At 71.2% G+C, this 21482-nt stretch carries 21 protein-coding genes; 10 read left to right on the top strand and 11 right to left on the bottom strand.

From position 1 onward, the window contains the following. Window positions 1-177, top strand: a 177-nt coding sequence (locus DY218_RS04480) for an LPXTG cell wall anchor domain-containing protein (protein WP_128554585.1), incomplete at its 5' end; no start/stop codon positions are given. Between the two features lie 78 nt (window positions 178-255). Here DY218_RS04480 and DY218_RS04475 read toward each other — a convergent pair. Then, a complete protein-coding gene (locus DY218_RS04475) occupies window positions 256-1176 on the bottom strand; it encodes an alpha/beta hydrolase (RefSeq protein WP_128554584.1) in 921 nt (306 codons plus the stop codon). Window positions 1177-1337: 161 nt separating this feature from the next. Beyond that, window positions 1338-2858: a peptide MFS transporter gene (locus DY218_RS04470; RefSeq protein WP_128554583.1), complete on the bottom strand. Its 1521-nt coding sequence runs from the start codon at window positions 2856-2858 to the stop codon at window positions 1338-1340. Window positions 2859-3363: 505 nt separating this feature from the next. Between DY218_RS04470 and DY218_RS04465 the strand changes: the two genes are divergently transcribed. Then, window positions 3364-4041, top strand: coding sequence for a response regulator transcription factor (locus tag DY218_RS04465; protein WP_128554582.1), 678 nt, complete (start codon window positions 3364-3366; stop codon window positions 4039-4041). Window positions 4042-4125: 84 nt separating this feature from the next. Then, window positions 4126-5403 (top strand): ATP-binding protein, encoded by a 1278-nt coding sequence (locus tag DY218_RS04460; RefSeq protein ID WP_128554581.1) that lies wholly within the window; start codon window positions 4126-4128, stop codon window positions 5401-5403. Here DY218_RS04460 and DY218_RS04455 read toward each other — a convergent pair. Further along, the gene (locus tag DY218_RS04455; protein WP_128554580.1) at window positions 5400-5918 is read right to left on the bottom strand and encodes a GtrA family protein; all 519 of its coding nucleotides are present in this window, start codon (window positions 5916-5918) and stop codon (window positions 5400-5402) included. The two genes, DY218_RS04460 and DY218_RS04455, sit on opposite strands and share 4 nt — an antisense overlap. A 264-nt stretch (window positions 5919-6182) precedes the next feature. On the opposite strand from DY218_RS04455, the gene DY218_RS04450 reads away from it, so the two are divergent. Genes DY218_RS04450 through DY218_RS04440 form a run of 3 tightly spaced genes read left to right on the top strand, consistent with a single transcriptional unit; the run spans window position 6183 to window position 9102 of the window. Beyond that, on the top strand, window positions 6183-7334 hold the full coding sequence (locus DY218_RS04450; RefSeq protein ID WP_128554579.1) for a 5-(carboxyamino)imidazole ribonucleotide synthase: 1152 nt from the start codon (window positions 6183-6185) through the stop codon (window positions 7332-7334). After that, on the top strand, window positions 7331-7900 hold the full coding sequence (gene purE, locus DY218_RS04445) for a 5-(carboxyamino)imidazole ribonucleotide mutase (protein ID WP_128554578.1): 570 nt from the start codon (window positions 7331-7333) through the stop codon (window positions 7898-7900). The genes DY218_RS04450 and purE overlap by 4 nt, the downstream gene beginning before the upstream one ends. A 5-nt stretch (window positions 7901-7905) precedes the next feature. Further along, a complete protein-coding gene (locus DY218_RS04440) occupies window positions 7906-9102 on the top strand; it encodes a dipeptidase (protein WP_128554577.1) in 1197 nt (398 codons plus the stop codon). An 18-nt stretch (window positions 9103-9120) separates the two neighbouring features. Here DY218_RS04440 and DY218_RS04435 read toward each other — a convergent pair whose 3' ends face one another. Further along, window positions 9121-9981 carry a class I SAM-dependent methyltransferase gene (locus DY218_RS04435; RefSeq protein ID WP_233521357.1) on the bottom strand — a complete coding sequence of 287 codons (861 nt, stop codon included), beginning with the start codon at window positions 9979-9981 and terminating at the stop codon, window positions 9121-9123. A gap of 76 nt (window positions 9982-10057) precedes the next feature. Between DY218_RS04435 and DY218_RS04430 the strand changes: the two genes are divergently transcribed. Further along, the gene (locus DY218_RS04430) at window positions 10058-10501 is read left to right on the top strand and encodes a helix-turn-helix domain-containing protein (protein WP_233521356.1); all 444 of its coding nucleotides are present in this window, start codon (window positions 10058-10060) and stop codon (window positions 10499-10501) included. 76 nt (window positions 10502-10577) lie between these two features. Here the strand turns inward: DY218_RS04430 and DY218_RS04425 are convergent, their stop codons facing one another. Further along, on the bottom strand, window positions 10578-11735 hold the full coding sequence (locus DY218_RS04425) for an acyl-CoA dehydrogenase (protein ID WP_128554574.1): 1158 nt from the start codon (window positions 11733-11735) through the stop codon (window positions 10578-10580). A 223-nt stretch (window positions 11736-11958) separates the two neighbouring features. Here DY218_RS04425 and DY218_RS04420 point away from each other — a divergent pair, with 223 nt between their 5' ends. Next, window positions 11959-13302 carry a UDP-glucose dehydrogenase family protein gene (locus DY218_RS04420; protein WP_128554573.1) on the top strand — a complete coding sequence of 448 codons (1344 nt, stop codon included), beginning with the start codon at window positions 11959-11961 and terminating at the stop codon, window positions 13300-13302. Between the two features lie 22 nt (window positions 13303-13324). Here DY218_RS04420 and DY218_RS04415 read toward each other — a convergent pair whose 3' ends face one another. Together DY218_RS04415 and DY218_RS04410 are read right to left on the bottom strand one after the other, a co-directional pair. Next, entirely contained in the window at window positions 13325-13690 is a 366-nt protein-coding gene (locus tag DY218_RS04415) for a VOC family protein (protein WP_128554572.1), read from the bottom strand. Between the two features lie 41 nt (window positions 13691-13731). After that, entirely contained in the window at window positions 13732-14253 is a 522-nt protein-coding gene (locus DY218_RS04410) for a CGNR zinc finger domain-containing protein (RefSeq protein WP_128554571.1), read from the bottom strand. A gap of 149 nt (window positions 14254-14402) precedes the next feature. On the opposite strand from DY218_RS04410, the gene DY218_RS04405 reads away from it, so the two are divergent. Further along, a complete protein-coding gene (locus DY218_RS04405) occupies window positions 14403-14780 on the top strand; it encodes a VOC family protein (RefSeq protein ID WP_128554570.1) in 378 nt (125 codons plus the stop codon). A 34-nt stretch (window positions 14781-14814) separates the two neighbouring features. Here DY218_RS04405 and DY218_RS04400 read toward each other — a convergent pair whose 3' ends face one another. Both DY218_RS04400 and DY218_RS04395 read right to left on the bottom strand, forming a co-directional pair. Continuing rightward, the gene (locus tag DY218_RS04400) at window positions 14815-15933 is read right to left on the bottom strand and encodes a dipeptidase (RefSeq protein ID WP_128554569.1); all 1119 of its coding nucleotides are present in this window, start codon (window positions 15931-15933) and stop codon (window positions 14815-14817) included. Window positions 15934-16128: 195 nt separating this feature from the next. Beyond that, the gene (locus DY218_RS04395) at window positions 16129-17373 is read right to left on the bottom strand and encodes an LCP family protein (RefSeq protein WP_128554568.1); all 1245 of its coding nucleotides are present in this window, start codon (window positions 17371-17373) and stop codon (window positions 16129-16131) included. A gap of 108 nt (window positions 17374-17481) precedes the next feature. Here DY218_RS04395 and DY218_RS04390 point away from each other — a divergent pair, with 108 nt between their 5' ends. Beyond that, window positions 17482-18042 carry an acyl-CoA thioesterase gene (locus DY218_RS04390; RefSeq protein WP_128554567.1) on the top strand — a complete coding sequence of 187 codons (561 nt, stop codon included), beginning with the start codon at window positions 17482-17484 and terminating at the stop codon, window positions 18040-18042. A gap of 27 nt (window positions 18043-18069) precedes the next feature. Here DY218_RS04390 and DY218_RS04385 read toward each other — a convergent pair whose 3' ends face one another. Together DY218_RS04385 and DY218_RS04380 are read right to left on the bottom strand one after the other, a co-directional pair. After that, complete coding sequence (locus DY218_RS04385; protein WP_456341167.1) at window positions 18070-19548, bottom strand: LCP family protein; 1479 nt, start codon at window positions 19546-19548, stop codon at window positions 18070-18072. A 171-nt stretch (window positions 19549-19719) separates the two neighbouring features. Then, window positions 19720-21417, bottom strand: coding sequence for an LCP family protein (locus tag DY218_RS04380; RefSeq protein ID WP_128554565.1), 1698 nt, complete (start codon window positions 21415-21417; stop codon window positions 19720-19722). Window positions 21418-21482 lie beyond the last annotated feature (65 nt).

The raw sequence follows: 21482 nt of genomic DNA, 5'->3' as shown, positions 1-21482 counted from the left end.
GGCGGCGGCGAGGCGGGCGGGGCCGCGGGCGGCGGCAAGGGCCCGGACGGCGGCCTCGCCGAGACGGGCGCCGAGGACAACGGCATGCTGCGCGCGCTCGGCCTGGTGGCCGGCACGGTGATCCTGCTCGGCGGAGCGGTCTTCACCTTCATGCCGAAGCGGCGGCGGCTGCGCTGAACCGCCTGCCCTGAACAGCCTTCGCCGCGAGCGCCGGACGGGCCGGCCGTGACCCGTCCGGCGCTCGCGGGACACTCCTTACTCGAACCCCTTCACGGCCCGCACCACATCCCGCAGTACCCCAGCCGTGTCAAGCACCTTGGCCCCGTGCCCGCTCCCGGGCACCACCCGGACCCGTACCCCACGCCCCTGCGGCGCCCCCGCCGCCCGCTGCGCCCGCGCCAGCTCCTGAGAATGCGCGGCGGGTACGAAGTCCCGTGCCGAATGGATCAGATACATCGGCGGATCGTCCGCCCCGGACGCGTGGGTGCGGGCCGCCATGTCGCCCCACTGCTCCCAGCACTCGACCCGCGCCCGGTCCGGATCGCAGCCGGCCAGCCGCCGGGCCTGACTGCGCAGCTCCCGCCGGTCACGCCCGGCCGCCTTCCGTCCGCCGTCCAGCCAGGCCTGGTACGGGGACGCCACCGGCGACAGCGCGACCACACCGCGCAGCCGCACCAGACCCGCGCCGTACGTACCCGCCGTGGTGGCGAGGTGGCCGCCCGCGGAGGAGCCGAGCAGCACCGGGCGTTGCTCCTCGGGGCCGCCGTTGTCGGCGATCCAGCGCAGTGCGGCCAGCACGTCGTCGCGCTGTGCGGGCCACCGGGCGTCCGAATTCAGCCGGTAGTCGACGTCGTAGACGCGCAGTCCCTGCTCGGCGAACCAGCGGGCCCAGCCGCTCCAGTCGGTGTCCCGCGCCCAGTATCCGCCGTGCAGGATCACCAGGGCAGGGCCCTCGTCGCCGTACACCGTGACACTCTGCCGCGCATGCGCCCCGTAGGAGTACGACCGCACCGGCACCTCCGCGTCCTCGTCCGCAGGTTCCGGAGCCGCCGTCGCGGCGCCGGCGCAGAGCAGCGCACCGCAGGCGGCGAGCGCGGTGAGGCCGCGCCGCAGGCGGGACGGGCCGGAGAATCCGGTACGGAAACCGGCGAACCCGGTACGGAAAAAAGGGCGCATGTCCCGATGCTCCACGGGGTGTCCCGGGGTGCCCGCCAAAACGCCGAAGGGCCACCGCACCGAGTGGTGCGATGACCCTTTCGTTCGAGCGGCCCGTACGACAATCCGTACGGAGCTACGAGATCAAGCCACGAGATCGAGCTGCGTGGCCGCCTCTCGAGTCAGCGGACGTCGCCCATGAGGGCCTCGATGCGCTTGCGCGAGAACCAGACCCCGAGACCCGCGATCACCGCGAGCACACCCTGGGCACCGACGACCGCCGCACCGTTGAGGTCGACGCCCGCGAGCCCGAGCAGACCGGTGATGCAGTCGCCCGCCGTGACGGCCAGGAACCAGACACCCGTCATCTGCGACGCGTACTTCGCCGGCGCCATCTTGGTGGTGACGGACAGGCCGACCGGGGAGAGGCAGAGCTCACCGACGGTCTGGATCATGTAGATCGTGACCAGCCACATCGGGGTGACCTTGGTGCCGTCACCGGCCATCGCCATCGGGATGACGAAGACGATGAACGAGGCGCCGACCAGCCAGAGACCCATCGCGAACTTGCGGGTGGTGCTCGGCTCCTTGCCCTTGCGGTTCAGGGCCAGCCAGCCCCAGGCGATGACCGGCGCGAGCGCCATGACCCACAGCGGGTTGACCGACTGGAACCAGGTCGACGGGAAGTCGAAGCCGAACACCGAGCCGGCCGTCTTGTTCTCGCCGAAGAACGACATCGTCGAGCCGCCCTGGTCGTAGATCATCCAGAAGACGGCGGCGGCGGCGAAGAACCAGATGTAACCGCTGACCTTGGTCTGCTCGGTCTGGGTCAGCTCCTTGTCCCGCTTGATGCGGACCAGGACGGCGACCGGGATGAGCAGGCCGAGCAGGGTGATCGGGAGCAGCGCCCACTTGATCGTGAAGTGGCCGGTGAAGGTCACGATGCCGTAGAAGACGGTGGCCACGATCAGCCAGGCGAGGCCCTTGAACAGGGTGGAGTTCCGCTCCTGCGCGCTGAGCGGCTTCGGGATCTCGCTGCTCTTCGGGCTCAGGTGGCGGGTGCCGATCAGGAACTGGATCAGGCCGAGCGCCATACCGGCGGCCGCGAGGGCGAAGCCCAGGTGCCAGTTGACGTTCTGGCCGACCGTGCCGATGACCAGCGGGGCGGCGAAGGCACCGACGTTGATGCCGATGTAGAAGACGGTGAAGCCGCCGTCCCGGCGCGGGTCCTGCGGGCCGTCGTAGAGATGGCCGACCATCGTCGAGATGTTGGCCTTGAGCAGACCGGAGCCGGCCGCCACCAGGGCGAGACCGACGAAGAAGGCCGCCTGGCCGGGAATCGCGAGGGCCAGGTGACCGGTCATGATCACACCGGCGGCGACGGCGACGGTCTTGCGGGGACCCCAGACGCGGTCGCCGAACCAGCCGCCCGGCATGGCGAGCAGGTAGACCATCGCCAGGTAGACGGAGTAGATCGCGGTTGCCGTGGCCATGTCCATGGCCAGGCCGCCGCCTTGGGAGCCCGTCTTGGCGTCGGGGCCGCCGGCGACCAAGTAGAGAACAAGCAGGGCCCTCATGCCGTAGAAGCTGAAGCGCTCCCACATCTCGGTCATGAAGAGCGTGGCCAGGCCGCGGGGGTGGCCGAAGAAGGTCTTCTCTGCGCCGGGATTACCGGCCGAGGCCTTCGTCAGGCTGGACGCCATGTCGATCCTTGTTCGTTCGGGACGCGCGTCACGGGTGTTTCCGCGCGCCCGGTGGGGGGTGGCCGGCACCGGCGCGACCGCGCTTCGCTCCCACGGCCGTGGGGGACCCGGCCCGGCAGGGCCGAAGAAGAGAGCAGCGGACGCCGGGATCCACGCCGAGCACGCCTTCGCGCGCAGGGCCCGGCCGACAGGTCAATCACTGATCACCGGGTCCGGGGTACCGGACCTGATGCGCATACGGGTCCTCGGGTACGCAGCGCCCCGAAGGCCCATGAAGGCCCGCGGAAGACTGCGAAGGACACGGAGTGCAGTAAATATGCTGAAGCACCGAACAGCCGGTTAACAATGGGTAAGTCTGCTTCTGAGAGATGGATCACAGGACGATGTGTGATCCCACCCACGTATTCAAAGGTAACCGTCCGATTACTCCACCATAGACGCAGGGCTGCGCCGGGCGTCCGCCATCTCGCTCCGCCGCCCGGGGCCCGCGGTCTACCATCACCCCATGACCCGTGTACTGCTCGCCGAGGACGACGCATCCATCTCGGAACCGCTGGCCCGAGCCCTGCGCAGGGAGGGTTACGAGGTGGAGGTCCGCGAGGACGGACCCAGCGCACTCTCCGCGGGCCTCAAGGGCGGCATCGATCTGGTCGTCCTCGACCTCGGCCTGCCGGGCATGGACGGCCTGGAGGTCGCCCGCCGGCTGCGGGCGGACGGGCACACCATCCCCATCCTGATCCTCACGGCACGGGCCGACGAGGTGGACACCGTGGTGGGCCTGGACGCGGGCGCCGACGACTACGTCACCAAGCCCTTCCGCCTGGCCGAACTGCTCGCCCGGGTCCGGGCCCTGCTGCGCCGCGGCGCCGCCGAGCCACAGCAGCCGCCGGCCACCCACGGGGTGCGCATCGACGTCGAGTCGCACCGGGCCTGGATGGGCGAGGAGGAGCTCCAGCTCACCGCCAAGGAGTTCGACCTCCTCAGGGTCCTGGTACGGGACGCGGGCCGGGTCGTCACCCGCGACCAGCTGATGCGCGAGGTCTGGGACACCACCTGGTGGTCGTCGACGAAGACCCTCGACATGCACATCTCCTGGCTGCGCAAGAAGCTCGGAGACGATGCCGCCAACCCCCGGTACATCGCGACCGTCCGCGGCGTCGGCTTCCGCTTCGAGAAGAGCTGAGCCGATCCGCCCGCGCGACGCCCCGCCAAGAGCCGAGCGACGAGCCCTGCGAGAAGCCCTCCGAGAAGAGCACACCCCACCGCCATGCGCCGCAGACTGATCAACTCCACGCTCGCCGTGGTCCTCGTCGTGATCGCCGTCTTCGGCATCTCCCTGGTGCTCGTGGAGACCAACACCATCACAAGCGCCGCCCAGGAACGCGTCGACTCCGAGGCCGTACGCCTGGTGTCCATCGTCGACGGCCGGCTGATGGGCGACGGTGAGGAAGAGATCACCGCGGGCATGCTGCGCGGCCAGGTCGACGCGGACCGCTACGCCCGCATCGAGATCCCCGGCCGCCCGGACGTGGAGATCGGCAAGAAGCCGGACGGCGGCGTCATCTCCGCCACCGAACAGGGCGTCCAGGGCGAGACGGTGGTCGTCCAGGAGCCCCGCTCCAAGGTCACCACCGAAGTGGGCCGCACCCTCCTGATGATCGGCGCGGTCGCCCTGCTCGCCGTCGTCGCCGCCGTGCTCCTCGCCGTACGGCAGGCCAGCCGGCTCACCTCACCGCTCACCGACCTGGCCGAGACCGCCGAGCGCCTCGGCTCCGGCGACCCGCGCCCCCGCCACAAGCGGTACGGGGTGCCCGAGCTGGACCGCGTCGCGGACGTACTCGACTCCAGTGCCGAGCGGATCGCGCGGATGCTGACCGCTGAGCGCAGGCTCGCCGCCGACGCCTCGCACCAGCTGCGCACCCCGCTCACCGCCCTGTCGATGCGCCTCGAGGAGATCACCCTCACCGACGATCCGGAGACCGTGAAGGAGGAGGCCACCGTCGCGCTCACCCAGGTCGAGCGCCTCACCGACGTGGTCGAGCGACTGCTGACCAATTCGCGCGACCCGCGCATGGGCTCGGCCGTCACCTTCGACCTGGACGAGGTCGTCAAGCAGCAGATCGAGGAGTGGCGCCCCGCCTATCGCAGTGCCGGCCGCGCCATCGTCTGCTCGGGACGCCAGGGCCTGCAGGCCGTCGCCACACCCGGCGCGGTCGCCCAGGTGCTCGCGGCACTCATCGAGAACTCCCTGATGCACGGCGGCGGCACCGTCGCCCTGCGCACCCGGGTCACCGGGAACCAGGTGGTGATCGAGGTGACCGACGAAGGCCCCGGAGTCCGTACCGACCTCGGTGCGCGGATCTTCGAGCGCACCATCAGCGGCCGCAACTCGACGGGGATCGGCCTGGCCGTCGCCCGCGATCTGGCCGAGGCGGACGGCGGGCGTCTGGAGATGCTGCAGATCAAACCGGCCGTCTTCGCGCTGTTCCTGTCCGGCGCGGGCGGCACGGGCGGCCGGTCACCCGAGGGGACGACCGTGCGCTAGGGACGGTCCGGCACTCCCTTGGGGACGTTCCGCAGCGCGGAGTCCTCCAGGAGCGCCTCCGCGTCCGCGACCGCCTCCCGCGCGGGCAGCGCCCGGAACACCCAAGTCCGGTACGACCAGAAGCGGAACAGCGTCGCTATCCCGATGCCGAGGAACTTGAATATGTTGCTCTGCAGCGGGGTGTCGAAGCCGAAGCCGTATGTCGCCGTGTAGAGCACGCCGTTCTCGATGATCAGGCCGACCACGCTGAACAGCAGGAACAGCGTCATCTCCTTGGTGCGCCCGCTCTTGTCGCGGTCCCGGTAGGTGAAGTACCGGAAGCCCACGTAGTTGCAGCAGATCGCGACCGCCGTGGCGATGATCGACGCCCGGACGACGGGGATGTCCGTGGTGTGCCGGACCAGGTTGAACACGGCCAGATTGACCAGCGTCCCCACGCCGCCGACCACACCGAACTTGGCCACCTCGCGCAGGAGCTGATCCAGTCGCGCGCGCAGTGCGCCACGTCCACTCATGGTGATCGTTCAGCCCCGTCCGTAGAGATCGATGGGGATTCGGGTGCCGAACCGCCAGGGATCCAGATTCCAAATCGTCGGTCCGGCCATGCTAACCAGGGCCACCCGCCGGGCGCCCGTGCCTTCCGGTCGCCCACCGCACGCACCCGGTCACGCGCCTGCCGGCGCAGGCCCGGGACCTGCGACGGGACGCCGGACCGAGCCCGATGTGGCGCAGATCTCGTGCGTCCGTACCGCTGTCGAAGGCCGGATACCCTGGACGATGTGACGTTTCCGGTAGTCGGCATGGTCGGCGGTGGCCAGCTCGCTCGTATGACACACGAGGCGGGCATCCCGCTCGGCATCAGGTTCAAGCTCCTCAGTGACACCCCGCAGGATTCCGCGGCCCAGGTGGTCGGTGATGTCGTCGTCGGCGACTACCGGGACCTGGACACGCTGCGCGAGTTCGCCCGCGGCTGCGATGTGATCACCTTCGATCACGAGCATGTGCCCACCGAGCATCTGCGCGCCCTGCAGGCGGACGGCATCCCCGTCCGGCCGGGCCCGGACGCGCTGGTGCATGCGCAGGACAAGGGCGTGATGCGCGCCCGGCTCGATGCGCTCGGTGCACCGAGCCCGCGCCATCGCATCGTGACCGACCCGGCCGATGTGGCCGCCTTCGCGGCCGAGGGTGACGGGTTCCCGGTGATCCTCAAGACGGTGCGCGGCGGATACGACGGCAAGGGCGTCTGGTTCGTACGGGACGAGGCCTCGGCCGCCGAGCCGTTCCGCGCCGGCGTGCCCGTACTCGCCGAGGAGAAGGTCGACTTCGTCCGCGAGCTCGCCGCGAATGTGGTGCGCTCCCCGCACGGCCAGGCCGTCGCCTACCCCGTCGTCGAGTCCCGGCAGGTCGACGGAGTCTGTGACACCGTGATCGCGCCCGCCCCGGACCTCTCCGAGGAACTCGCGGGCCGCGCACAGGAGTTGGCCCTGCGCATCGCCGCCGAGCTGGACGTCGTCGGCCACCTCGCCGTCGAGCTCTTCGAGACCCGCGACGCCGACGGCGAGCCCGCCGTCCTGGTCAACGAACTCGCGATGCGCCCGCACAACTCCGGCCACTGGACCCAGGACGGCGCCGTCACCTCCCAGTTCGCCAACCACGTGCGCGCCGTCCTCGACCTGCCGCTCGGCGACCCGCGCCCGCGCGCCCGCTGGACCGTGATGGCCAATGTCCTCGGCGGCGACTACCCGGACATGTACCAGGCGTATCTGCACTGCATGGCCCGCGACCCGGGGCTCAAGATCCACATGTACGGCAAGGACGTGAAGCCCGGCCGCAAGGTCGGTCACGTCAACACCTACGGCGACGACCTGGACGAGGTCCTCGACCGCGCCCAGCACGCCGCCGGCTATCTGCGAGGAACGATCACCGAATGAGCGCCGCCCCTGCCGCAGGATCCACGAGCGCCGACGAAGACGCCGGCCCCCTGGTCGGCATCGTCATGGGATCCGACTCCGACTGGCCGGTGATGGAGGCCGCGGCCCAGGCCCTCACCGAGTTCGAGATCCCGCACGAGGTCGATGTGGTCTCCGCGCACCGCATGCCGCGCGAGATGATCGCGTACGGCGAGCAGGCGGCCGACCGCGGCCTCAAGGCGATCATCGCGGGCGCGGGCGGCGCGGCCCACCTGCCCGGGATGCTCGCCTCGGTCACCCCGCTCCCGGTGATCGGCGTGCCCGTACCGCTGAAGTACCTCGACGGCATGGACTCGCTGCTGTCCATCGTGCAGATGCCGGCCGGTGTCCCCGTCGCCACGGTCTCCGTCGGCGGCGCGCGCAATGCCGGCCTGCTCGCGGCCCGCATCCTCGCCGCGCACGACCCCGAACTCCTCGGTCGTATGCGGGAGTTCCAGGACCAGCTGAACGAGCAGGCGACCGACAAGGGCAAGCGGCTGCGCGCCAAGGTGGAGAATTCCGGCGCCGGCTTCGGCTTCGGGAAGTGACCGCGATGACCGACGCATCCGCGCACCTCGACCGCGCCCGTGAGCTCCTCGCCGCCCACCCCGTGGTCGACGGGCACAACGACCTGCCCTGGGCGCTGCGCGAGAAGGCCGGCTACGACCTGGACCGCCTGGACGTCGCCGCCGACCAGACCGGCAGCCTGCACACCGACCTCGCGCGGCTGCGGGCCGGCGGCGTCGGCGCGCAGTTCTGGTCGGTGTACGTACGCTCCTCCATGGCCGGTGACGACGCTGTCAGCGCCACCCTCGAACAGATCGACTGCGTACGTCAGTTGATCGACCGTCACCCTGCCGAGCTGCGCCGGGCGCTCACCGCGGACGACATGGAGGCCGCGCGCGCCGAGGGCCGCATCGCCTCCCTGATGGGCGCCGAGGGCGGCCACTCCATCCACAACTCCCTCGCCACGCTGCGGGCGTTGGGGACACTCGGCGTCCGCTACATGACGCTGACCCACAACGACAACATCGCCTGGGCCGACTCCGCGACCGACGAGCCCGGCGTCGGCGGTCTCTCCGCCTTCGGCCGCGAGGTCGTCCGCGAGATGAACCGCATCGGCATGCTGGTCGACCTCTCGCACGTCGCCGCCACCACGATGCGCGACGCCCTCGACACCACCGAAGCGCCGGTGCTCTTCTCCCACTCGTCCGCCCGCGCGGTCTGCGACCACCCGCGCAACATCCCGGACGAGGTACTGGAACGCCTCCCGGCCAACGGCGGCGTGGCGATGGCGACCTTCGTCCCCAAGTTCGTCCTGCAGGCGGCGGTCGACTGGACGGCCGCCGCGGACGACAACATGCGGGCGCACGGCTTCCACCACCTGGACACCACGGAAGAGGCGATGAAGGTGCACGCCGCCTTCGCCGAGACCCGTCCGATTCCCGTCGCCACCGCGGCCACCGTCGCCGACCACCTCGACCACATGCGCGAGGTGGCCGGCATCGACCACATCGGCATCGGCGGCGACTACGACGGCACGGCCTTCACCCCCGAAGGCCTCGAGGACGTGGCCGGCTACCCGAACCTGATCGCCGAACTCCTCGCCCGCGGCTGGTCCGACACCGACCTCGCCAAGCTCACCTGGCAGAACGCGGTCCGCGTACTCCGCGCCGCCGAGGACGTCTCCCGCGAACTGGCCGCCACCCGCGGCCCGTCCAACGCGACGCTCGCCCAACTCGACGGCTGACGCCGAGGGGTCGGTGCGTCAGCGGCCCGGAGCGTCCTCGGCCGCCCGCGCATCGACCACCCAGCAGGCCGCCGTGTAGCGGACCTCGTCGCCGTGCACATACGGCTCGAAGGCGGCGCGCACCGTCTCGACGACCCGGGCGCGGGTCGGTTCCGGCAGCCCCGGCAGTACGGGGCCGAGCACGCCGAACCGGCTGAAGTAGGAGTCGAGTTCGGTTTCGGGCAGGGTGCAGACCGCGTCGACCGGGCGGATGCCGACCCCCGTCCAGCCGCCCTCGAGCAGCAGCTGCTCGGTCCGTGCCGGGTCCGCGAGGCCGAACTGCCCGGGGTCGCCGTCCTTGCGTACCGGCAGACTCGGCACGAGCGGCGCCGCGGCCCGCTCCGCCGTCGTCATGAACGGGTTCTCCGCCATGCCACGCCACACGACGAACCGGAGTCGCGCGCCGCCGGCGGCGGCCCGCCGCAGATTGCCGAAGGCCCGTGCCGGATCGCCGAAGAACATCACCCCGAAGCGCGAGACGACCAGGTCGTACGCCGCGGACTCGAAGGCGTGGGTCGCGGCATCGGCGTTCACGAAGCGCGCCGACGACCCCTCCCGCCGGGCGCGGTCCCGCGCGGCCCCGACCATCGTCTCGGAGATGTCGACACCCACACAGTCGGCGTCCGCCCCCAACTCCCGCGCCACCGCCACCGTCGACGCCCCCGTACCGCATCCCACGTCGAGGACGCGGCCGGGGTGAGCGGCCGCCGCCTGGACGAGCAGATCGGCGAAAGGGCGGTACATCGCATCGAGATACCCCTGCGCCGCCACCCACGCGTCGGCCCCCGACCCCTTCCAGCGTGCGGCCTGAGCTTCTGCCGCCTCGTGCGTACGGTCCACGTCGTCGCCTCCCGGTCTGGTTCTGCTGCGCTCCGTGTGCCACTCTGCGACTTCAAGCCGACTTGAGGTCAAGCAGATGAGGCCGAGTATGCGCGCCCTGGACATCGCCGAGGTGGTACGCCGTACCGGCATCCCCACCTCCACCCTCCGGTACTACGAGGAGAAGGGCCTGATCACCCCGGTCGGCCGGCACGGCCTGCGCCGCCAGTACGCCCCCGACGTGCTCGACCACCTCGCCCTGATCGCCCTCACCCGCTCCGCCGGCTTCACCCTCGACGAGATCGCCGCCATGTTCACCCCGGACGGCCGCCCGAACCTCGACCGGGGCGTCTTCGCCGCCAAGGCCGACGACCTGGACGCCACCGTCCGCCGCCTCACCGCGGCCCGCGACTCCCTCCGCCACGCCGCCGCGTGCCCCGCCCCGAACCACCTCGAATGCCCCACCTTCCGGGCCCTCCTCACCTCGGCCCTGCCCGTACGCCCCGCGCCGGACCGTCGTACGGGCGGGGCGCGGCCCTGAGAGCGGGGCGGCGCGGCACGCAGAACGGCCCCCGGCACAGAGCCGGGAGCCGTCAGGTCGGTGCGGGGAGCAGGTGCTACGGCAGGTTGCGCGCCATCACGATGCGCTGGACCTGGTTCGTGCCCTCGTAGATCTGGGTGATCTTGGCGTCGCGCATCATGCGCTCCACCGGGTAGTCGCGGGTGTAGCCGTAGCCGCCGAGGAGTTGGACCGCGTCCGTGGTGACCTCCATGGCGATGTCCGAGGCGAAGCACTTCGCCGCGGCGCCCTGGTAGGTGAGGTCGTCGTCGAGACGCTCGGACGCGGCCGCGGCCTGGTAGGTCAGGGCGCGGGCGGCCGAGACCTTCATCGCCATGTCCGCGAGCATGAACTGGATGCCCTGGAAGTCGGCGATCGGCTTGCCGAACTGCTTGCGCTCCTTGACGTACCCCTTGGCGTAGTCGAGGGCGCCCTGCGCGATGCCGAGTGCCTGGGCCGCGATGGTGATGCGGGTGTGGTCCAGGGTCTTCATCGCGGTGGCGAAGCCGGTGCCCTCCTCGCCGATCATGCGGTCGGCGGGGATGCGGACGTTGTCGAAGTAGACCTCGCGGGTGGGGGAGCCCTTGATGCCGAGCTTCTTCTCCGGGGCGCCGAAGGAGACGCCCTCGTCGGACTTCTCCACGACGAAGGCGCTGATGCCCTTGGAGCGCTTGGTCGGGTCGGTGACGGCCATCACCGTGTAGTACTCGGAGACGCCGGCGTTGGTGATCCAGCGCTTCACGCCGTTGAGCACCCAGAAGTCCCCGTCGCGTACGGCCTTCGTCTTCATGCCCGCGGCGTCCGAGCCGGCGTCCGGCTCGGAGAGGCAGTACGAGAACATGCCGTCGCCCTTGGCGAGCGGGCCCAGGTACTTCTTCTTCAGGTCCTCGGAGCCGGCGATGGCGACCGGGAGCGAGCCGAGCTTGTTGACCGCGGGGATCAGCGAGGACGAGGCGCAGACCCGCGCCACCTCCTCGATCACGATGACCGTGGCCAGCGCGTCGGCGCCCGCGCCGCCGTACTCCTCCGGGACGTGGACGGCGTGCAGGTCGTTCGCCGTGAGGGCGTCGAGGGCCTCCTGCGGGAAGCGGGCGTCCTCGTCCACCTCCGCGGCGAACGGGGCGATCTTCGCCTCGGCGAGCGAGCGGACCGACTCCCGGAGCATGTCGTGCTCTTCTGCCGGGCGGTACAGGTCGAATTCGGTCGAACCCGCCAAGTCTCTCACTCCCAAAGATGCTAACTACCGTTAAGTAACCCTGATTTTAGGCCCCCGGACCGGGACCGGATACGTGAGCTTGACGACAAGCCTTCCCGTGCCTCGGCCACAAGCCTTCCCACGCCCCGGCCACAAGCCTTCCCGGTACGGGCCCGTACGTCCCCCCACAGGCCCCCGACTATGCTCGGGCAGCGCAGTTTCGCCGATCCTCCTGGAGCACCGCATGGCCCTCAAGATCACCGTGATCGGCACCGGCTACCTCGGTGCCACCCACGCCGCGGCCATGGCCGAGCTCGGCTTCGAGGTGCTGGGCCTCGATGTGGTCCCGGAGAAGATCGAGCTGCTCTCGCAGGGCCGGGTGCCGATGTACGAGCCGGGGCTCGAGGAGCTGCTCGGCCGGCACGTCGCGGGGATCGAGGGCTCCAGCGGGCGGCTGCGCTTCACCACCTCCTGGGAGGAGGTCGGCGCCTTCGGCGATGTGCACTTCGTCTGTGTGAACACCCCGCAGAAGCACGGCGAGTACGCCTGCGACATGAGCTACGTGGACTCCGCCTTCGCCTCGCTCGCGCCGCACCTCACCCGCCCGGCGCTCGTCGTCGGCAAGTCGACGGTGCCGGTGGGCTCCGCGGACCGCCTCGCGTCCGTGCTCACCGAGCTCGCCCCGGCGGGCGACGCGGTGGAGCTGGCCTGGAACCCGGAGTTCCTGCGCGAGGGCTTCGCCGTGCACGACACCCTGCACCCCGACCGGATCGTCGCGGGCGTGCCGTCCGAGCGCGCCGAGAAGCTGCTCCGCGAGGTGTACGCGACGCCGCTCGCCGAGGGCTCGCCGTTCGTGGTCACCGACTATCCGACGGCGGAGCTCGTGAAGACCTCCGCCAACTCATTCCTCGCCACCAAGATCTCGTTCATCAACGCGATGGCCGAGGTCTGCGAGGCCGCCGACGGCGATGTGGTGAAGCTGGCCGAGGCGATCGGCTACGACGAGCGGATCGGCAGGAAGTTCCTGCGGGCCGGCATCGGCTTCGGCGGCGGCTGTCTGCCCAAGGACATCCGGGCCTTCATGGCCCGCGCCGGCGAGCTCGGCGCCGACCAGGCCCTCACCTTCCTGCGCGAGGTCGACTCGATCAACATGCGCCGCCGCGGGCACATGGTCGAGCTGGCCCGCGAGGCGCTCGGCGGCGGCCCCTTCCTCGGCAAGCGCGTCGCCGTCCTCGGCGCCACCTTCAAGCCCGACTCCGACGACGTACGGGACTCGCCCGCGCTGAACGTGGCGGGCCAGATCCACCTGCAGGGCGGTCAGGTCACGGTCTACGACCCGAAGGGCATGGACAACGCCCGGCGGCTCTTCCCGACCCTCGGCTACGCGGACTCGGTCGCCGAAGCCGTACGCGGCGCGGATGTGGTCCTGCACCTCACCGAGTGGCGCGAGTTCCGCGAGCTCGACCCGGCCGCGCTCGCCGCCGAGGTGTCGGTCCCGACCATCCTGGACGGGCGCAACGCCCTGGACCCGGTCCGCTGGCGCGAGGCCGGCTGGACGTACCGCGCGATGGGCCGCCCGGCGGCCTGACGGTCCCGGGGCGCCGGCGCCCTCAGGTGTGGCAGACGGCCTCGACGTTGTTCCCGTCGGGATCGCGGACGAAGGCCCCGTAGTAGCGCGCGTGGTACTCCGGGTGCTCGGCCGGCTCGTGCAGTACCGCGGCGCCCGCTTCCACGGCCGCCGCGAAGAAGGCCCGTACGGCGTCCCTGTCCTCGGCGGCGAAGGCGATGTGCACCTCGCGCGCGGTACCGGCCGTGGTCGTCGGGCCGATCCAGAACCGGGGCTGCGTGGTGCCGTAGCCGATCACCTCGCCGCCGTACTCGAGCATTCTGGTGCTGCCGAGCGGGGCGAGCACCCGGTCGTAGAAGGCGGCGCTGGTGGCGACGTCGGCCACTTGGACGGAGAGGTGGTCCAGCATGCGTGGACCATCCCACCGTCAGCAGGTGCGCGCCACCGGGCTCAGTCGGGGACGCCCCCGGCCCGCCGTGCGCGGTACGCCCGCATCTTGGACCGGCTGCCGCAGACCGACATCACGCACCAACGGCCGCGGCCGGCCGGGCTGCGGTCGTAGAAGGCCCAGTGGCAGTCCGGCGCATGGCAGGCCTTCAGGCGCAGCCAGCTGCCGTCGGTGACGCCCTGCGCGATGGCCGCGGCGATCCGGGACGTCAGCGGGTCGGGGTCGGCCGGGTGCAGTGCCGCCGCTCCGGTCGCCCCGTCCACGTCGATGAAGAGCGGCGCCTGCGCGAGCAACTCGCCCAGCGGGCGCACCGGTTGATGCGGCGGATGGCCCGCGTGGGCCAGGCAGGCGGCCCGCAGTGCCTCGCGCAGCTCCCTGGCCTGCCCGGTCCCGTCGGCGGTGATGCCGAGCTCCCGGCGGACCTTCTCGTCGTCCAGGCTGTCCTCGCCCGTGTCCAGGTCGACCGTGTTCACCAGGCGCTGGACGAGAGCGAGTCCGCCCGGGGCCGGGGCGCGCTCAGTCACCGCGGGACCCTGCTCGTGCGGGCCGGTCGGCCGGTCGGTTCGTCCGCATGCTTGCGACGTTACCTCTGATGGGGGAGCATCAGGTAACCGTTACCTGTTGAAGCCGAGCATGGGTAACTGTGCTCGGCGCTCTCTCCGGAGGCATCACCATGGCTGTCGCCAAGCTCGGAAGCGTCGTCCTCGACTGTCCCGACCCGCGCGCCCTCGCCGAGTTCTACGCCGGACTCCTCGGCGGGACCGCCGTGCGCTCCGCGGACGAGGAGGAGGGCGACGAGTGGTACGAGCTCGAGGGTGCCGAAGGGGCGACCCTGGCGTTCCAGCGGGCCCCCGGCCTCGTACCGCCCAAGTGGCCGTCGGCCGACCAGTCCCAGCAGTTCCACCTGGACCTGACCGTCGAGGACATGGAGACCGCCGAACAGCAGGCGCTCGCCCTCGGCGCGACCGTGCTCGAACGGGGCGAGCCGGGCCGCACCTTCCGCGTCTACGCGGACCCGGCGGGACACCCCTTCTGCCTCTGCGCCGGCTGAACCCGCCTGCGCCTGCTCCTGCGTACGCGGGGGCTCAGCCGTCCAGACGCTCCATCGTGGCCGTCGACGGCGGCCGTCTGAGCTGCGTCGCGCGGGCCGTGAAGTCCGAGTCGCGGAGCACGCGCTGGGTGTTCTCCCAGGTCAGCAGGGCGAGCTCGGCGTCGGACCAGCCGCGGTCGAGGAGTTCGGCCAGGAGTGGCGGATACGCCGCCGGGTCCGCGAGGCCGTCCGCGGACGGACCGTCCGTGTCGAAGCTGCCGGCCAGTCCGACGCACCGAGGGCCCGCGACCCGGCGTACATGGTCCAGATGGTCCGCCACGTCTCGCAGCGCGTCGCCGGTCTGGGCCGCGGCACAGGGCACCATGCACAGGCCCCCGCCGGCGCCCAGCGCGGTCAGTGCCTCGTCGGTGGCGTTGTCCGGGTGGTCGGTGAGCGCACGCGCACCCGAGTGCGAGAACAGGGACGGGCCGCGGGAGACCGCGAGGACCCGGTGCGCCGTGGCGTCCGGGGTGCCGGTGAGATCGGCGACGACCCCGAGCCGGTTCATCTCGCGGACCACCTCCTCGCCGAAGCGGGACAGACCCTCCTCGCCGGCCCAGCGGGTCCCGGACAGCGAGAGCGAGCGGACGCCGAGCTGGTGCAGCGCCCGCAGCGCACCGAGCGAGTTGCCGAGCGCCGTCGCGCTCGCCGGACCGAGCAGACAGGCGATGCGCCCGTGCGCGCGGGCGTCGGCCACCTCGGAGGCGGTACGGGCGAGCCAGAGACCCTCGGAATGGTCGCGCACCACGCTCACGGCCAGGTCGATCAGATCGAGGGTGGCGCACACCGCCCGGTCCCCGGTGAAGTCGCCCGGCACCTGCAGCGACCAGAACAGCGTGCCGACCGCGCCCTCGCGCAGCCGCGGGATGTCCGTCTGCAGCGCGCTCTCGCCGAGCTCCAGGTCGTACCAGGACAGGCCGCTGAGCGCCCAGAGCAGTCCGCTGTGGCCGTCCGCGACCGGGTGCGCGGCGAGCAGGGCCCGCGCCCGGGCCAGCGGGTCCGCGGCCTCCCGCTCACCGGCCTCCTGCCGGGCGTCGTGCCCGGCCACCGCCGGCGGCGGGTCCGGATCACCGACCTCGCCGGTGGCGTGCGCTTCGTCCTGCAGGTCTGCCATGGGGAGCTCCGGTCCTGATCGGAGGCAGTACGAACCACCGTAGGCAGCACCGTCCCCGGGCTTCGCCCGCTGCTCGTACGAACGGGTGTACGCGGTCCGGAGCCCCGCACGCGCGAGCGTCCTGCACGCGAGAGCGCCCCGCACGCGAGAGGGCCCCGGTCGCCCGGGGCCCTCTCCCTTGCACGCCGCCGACGGTCAGTTCTCCGAGACCGTGACCTTCTCGTCGTTCTTCAGCTGCTCGACGAGCTGCTTGACCTTGGCCTTGTCCCAGACCAGGTTCCCGCCGTTGGAGCCGGAGATCGGGATGTTCATGGACTTGCCGTCGCCGCCGGTGATGCCCTTCATCGCCCAGAACATCTCGGCGACGTCGAGCAGACCCATGTCCTTGTCGACGACCAGGGTGTCCAGACCGGCGCCCATCGTCGGGTAGAGCCGGAAGGGGTTCAGGATCGTGCCCGGGGTCGCGGCCTGGTTCGCGAGCGTGGCCAGGAACTTCTGCTGGTTCTTGGTGCGCTCCAGGTCGCTGCCGGCCTCCTTGCGGTTCCGCACGAAGGCGAGGGCCTGCTCGCCGTCGAGGGTCTGCTTGCCCTTCTTGAAGTCCGAGCCGGAGTCGCGGTCCTTGATGTCGCGCGGGATGTCCATCTCCACGCCGCCGAGCGCGTCCACGATGTTCGCGAATCCGCCGAAGCCGATCTCCGCGTAGTGGTCGATCTTCAGACCCGTGTTGTGCTCGACGGTACGGACCAGGAGCTCGGGGCCGTCCTCGGCGTACGCGGCGTTCAGCTTCGTGCGCCGGCCCTGGTTCGGGTAGAGCTTCCCCGAGTCCGAGCCCTTGAAGGACGGTATCTCGACGTCCGAGTCACGGGGGAGCGAGACCATCGTGTTCCCGTTGTCCCCGACGTGCAGGATCATCATCGAGTCGGTGCGCTTGCCCTCGACCTTGCCGGTGTGCAGCCGCTTCTGGTCCTCCTTGGACATGCCCTCGCGACTGTCCGAGCCGACGATCAGGTAGTTGGTGCCGTCGCCGCCGCCGGGCCGCTCGATCACCTTCGACAGGTCGACCTCGCGCTTCAGCTTGGAATCGGCCCAGAAGTACGTGCCGATCGTCACAGCGAGGAAGACCACGACCAGGGTCAGCGCACCGATCTTGATGCGCCGGCGCCAGTTCGGTGCCGGGCGTCCGCCGCGGCCGTCGTCGTAGTAGCCGTCGTCGCCGCCGCGGCCGCCGCTGCCGTTTCCGTAGACCTGGCCGTCGCTGTAGCCGCTGTCGTAACCGCGGTCGTCGTAGCCGCGGTCGTCGTAACCGCCCTGCTGGGGGATGGGGCGGGCGGTCTGGCCGCGCTGCACGTGGGGCATGACGCGTGCGCCTTCCGGCTGCATGCGTCCACTGCCTTGTCCGTACCGGTCGTCACGGCCGTACCCGTCGGGCCAATCGCTCATTGGAACAGTGTGCAGGGCACGTCAAGCTGCCTCACAAGGCCTGCAGACGATTCGGGCCAGGGCTGTTGCAGACCTGATGCAAAGCGGTCCCGGCATAAGGTGGACCTCATGACAGATCAGGCCCGAGCCTCGGCTGCGACCCTTACCGGGGCGATTGAGGGCAAGCCCACCTCGGCTTCCCGCACCACCCTCAGCCACATCATGACCCACAACGACACCAACCTCCTGGGCACGGTGCACGGCGGCGTGATCATGAAACTGGTGGACGACGCGGCCGGCGCCGTGGCCGGCCGGCACTCCGGCGGCCCCGCCGTCACCGCCTCGATGGACGAGATGGCCTTCCTCGAGCCGGTCCGGGTCGGCGACCTCGTCCATGTGAAGGCCCAGGTCAACTGGACCGGCCGGACCTCCATGGAGGTCGGCGTCCGGGTGCTCGCCGAGCGGTGGAACGAGTCGACGCCCGCCCAGCAGGTCGGCTCCGCCTATCTCGTCTTCGCCGCGGTCGACGCCGACGGCAGCCCGCGCGAGGTGCCCCCGGTCGAGCCGGAGACCGAGCGCGACCGCCGCCGCTACCAGGAGGCGCAGATCCGGCGCACCCACCGCCTCGCCCGCCGCCGGGCGATCAGGGAGCTGCGCGAGAAGCGCGCGGCCGACGGCATCGAGGACTGATCCCCGGCCCCGCACCGAGCCCGCAGGTCACTCGCAGACGACCTCGTCCCCGGTGACCACCCCGGCCTCGCCGGCCGGCTGCGGGTTCTCCGCCCGCACCCGCTGCACTCCGTCGTAGTCCTCGCCGGCGATCACCTTCATCTGCGGGCCGCGCCCCTTGGCCGCGCGGAGTTCGCTGTCCGGCAGGGCGGTGGCCAGGGTCTTCGCCGACCGGTCCCAGCGCGGGTCGTACTCCACTACCGTGCGCTGCACGTCCCGCTTCGGCGCGTTGTCGGGGGTGCCGGTGGTGCGGAAGCCGTTGGCGCGCAGCGCCTGGTCGACCTTGCCGCCGAGGCCCGCGGTCGCCGTGCCGTTCGAGACCTGGACGCGGATCTGCTCCGGAGGCACGTCCACCACGGTCGCCTTCGGCTTCGACTTCGCCGTCTTCAGCGGAGCCAGCGGCTTGTCGGTGCGCAGCGCGCCGAAGAGCTTCGCGGACTTCGCCGCGTCCCATTTGAGGGTCGAGCCGATGCCCTTGACCGCGTACCCCATCTTCCCGATCGGGACCGAGGTGAACTCGGAGGAGGCGGGCGTGAAGCGCCGCATCGCGTGGCCGAGGTCCAGCATCTCGTCGGCGCCGAAGTTCCGGTCCGCGCGCACCGAGCCGAGCACGGTGCGCGACATGTCGCGGAACCGCACCGGATTCAGGAGCACCCCGGAGGAGGTGGCCTTGGCGATCACCGCGGCCAGGAAGCGCTGCTGGCGCTGCATCCGGCCGAGGTCCGCGTCGCCGCCGATGTGCCGGGAGCGCACGTACTGCAGGGCCGCGCCGCCGTTCAGGCGGTGCCGGCCCGCGGCCAGGTCGAGGCCGGTGTGGGAGTCCTTGAGCGGGCGGGCTGTGCAGATCTCGACGCCGCCGAGGACGTCGACGGTCTTCATGAAGCTGGTGAAGTCGACCTCGAGATAGTGGTCGATCTTGACCTTCGTCATCCGCTCGACGGTGCGCACGGTGAGGTTGGGCCCGCCCTCCGCGTAGGCGGCGTTCAGCTTCACCGGATGGGCCTTGTGCTTGTCGCCGGTGTTCTGGTCGGTGTGCGCGGGCAGTTCGGCGTACGAGTCGCGGGGCAGGCTCACGATGCTGGCGCGGTCCCTGGCCTCGGAGAGGTGCACGATCATCATGGTGTCCGTGCAGTGGCAGGGGGCGCCCCCGAGCCGGTACTTGCGGCGCTCCTGCTCACTGATCCGGTCCCGGCCGTCGGTGCCGACGAGCAGGAAGTTGGTGCCGTGGCCCGCCTGCGGCCGGTTCTTCATGTCCTTGAAAGGGTCGACCCGCGAGATGCCGGTGTCCAGGCCGGTCACCACCGCGTGGCCGATGCCGGCGGCTCCCAGGACCAGCACCGAGAAGGCCGTGGTGATCCGCATGGCCCAGTTCGGCCGGCGGACCACTCTGCGCCGGCCGCCGCCGGGCGGTCGCGTCGGCCGGCCCGGCCGGGGAGGTCGGGCGGGCGAGCGGGACGCCGTGGGCACTTCGGGACACCTCCGTGGAGCGGGCGTCGGACGCGTGCAACCGTAGGTCGATACGATCTGCGGCCCACGGAATTGCGCCGTCCGGCGCGCGCCGGGTCGCCCGTTCGCGGTAACGCGACGGCTGACGCGCGTCCTCCCGCCCGGTCGTGTCCGGCCCCCGCCCGAGCTCGCCTACTCCCAGGTGAAGTTGGGGTCCACGTGCATGCAGGCCGATTCGTCGGCGCCGTTCAGGGCGTCGGCCGATTCGGGCGTGCGGTCGTCCTGCTTCGGCTGCTCGGGCGCCTCGCCGCTGCGCCAGTCCGCGCCGACCACCACGGTCACCGTGCTGACGTCCTTGGACTCCCGGACCGAACTCATCGGCAGGCCGAGGGACTTGGCCACCGCCTGGGCGTCGCCCTCGAGTTCGGCACTGGGGAAGCGGATCGTCGTACGGGCCCGGCTCAGCGTCGCCCCGTTGTCCGCCGTCGCCCGGCTGTAGCCCTGGCCGGCGAGCAGCTGCGCCACCTGGTGGGCGCGGCCCTGTACCGCCTGCTGACGGTCGCTGCCGGTGGCGTTCTGGACCGTCACACCGATCTCGGCGGGCTGCGCGGCGGGGTCGTCGGACGTGGGCTCCTTCGGATCCGCCGACTCCTCCTGCTCACCCTCGGGCGAATCCTTTTTGCCGGCGCCCTTGCCGCCCTTCTTCCCGCCGTCGCCGTCAAGCGCGATGTCCTCGCGTACGAGCCGGAAGAGCTGCTCGGCGTCGTCCGGCTTCGGCACCACCCGCGCACCCTGGTACTCGTACGGCATGGTCGTCATGGTGATGTGCTTCGGCGGGACCTTCCTGAGCTCCTTGCTCAGGTCGTACAGCTTGGCCACCGAGTCGAGACCGGTGTCGACGGTCAGCGCGTCCGTGGCCTCCTCGGCGAGGCTGCGCAACCGGCCGGGATTGCTGAGCGTGGCGTTCTCACGCAGCTCGCGCACCATCGAATTCATGTACATGTGCTGGGCCTTGGCGCGGCCGATGTCGCTGCCGTCCTCGAAGCCGTAGCGGGTACGCAGCCACTGCAGGGCCTGCTCGCCCTTGATGTTCGTGGTGCCCTTCTCCAGGCGCAGTCCTGAGCCGTGGCCCTGGGAGTCCCGGGAGTGGATGTTCGCGTCCACGCACACCGGCACCCCGCCGATCGCGTCCGCCATCGAGACCACCCCGGCGAAGTCGACCATCATGAAGTGGTTGATCCGGATGCCGGTCAGCTTCTCCCAGGTCAGTACGGTGCAGGCGGCGCCGCCCCGGCCCAGGGTCTCGTTGGTCATCATGCGGCCGTTGCTGGCCGGGTACGTCTTGTCGTTCTTCTCGTCACGGCACTGGGGCACCTCGACGAGGGTGTCGCGCGGCATGCTGATCACCGACATGTTGCTGCGGTCCGCGGACAGGTGGACCAGCATCTGCACATCGGCCAGCGGGGTGCCGCCGAAGGTCTCCTTCGCCCCGCCGAGCTTCTGATTGGCCTCGGTGTCCCGCGCGTCGGAGCCGATGACCAGGATGTTCAAGGGAGTCTGGCCGGCCGCGTTGGGCGTCGCCTCGGGCGCGCGGTTGTCGTCCGGCAGCTGCTCGGTGTCGATCCGGTTGTTCAGATACTCGTAGTAGAAGTAGCCGAGGCCGGCCGCGGCGAGCACCAGGACCGTGAGCGACCCTGCGATCCAGCGGAATATCCGGCGTTTTCGGCGCGGCCCCCGCGCCCGGCCGGACTCGCGGCGCGGCCGGCGGCCGGACCGCCGCGGCGGCTCGCCCTCGTCCTCCTCGCCGAACCGGTCCTGGTCCAGGCCCTGTTCACCCGCGTGCGGGTCGCTGTCGAGCGGACCCTCCCCGCGCACGCTGCCCTGCCTCATGCGATCCCCTCCCTGCCTGCCGCGCCCCCAGGTGCGCCTTCCCGCCCGGCGCGCGGCCGAACGGG

This window comes from Streptomyces triticagri, from assembly GCF_003429565.1.
Taxonomy (GTDB): Bacteria; Actinomycetota; Actinomycetes; order Streptomycetales; family Streptomycetaceae; genus Streptomyces; species Streptomyces triticagri.
This window is presented reverse-complemented; position numbering and strand designations above follow the sequence as displayed.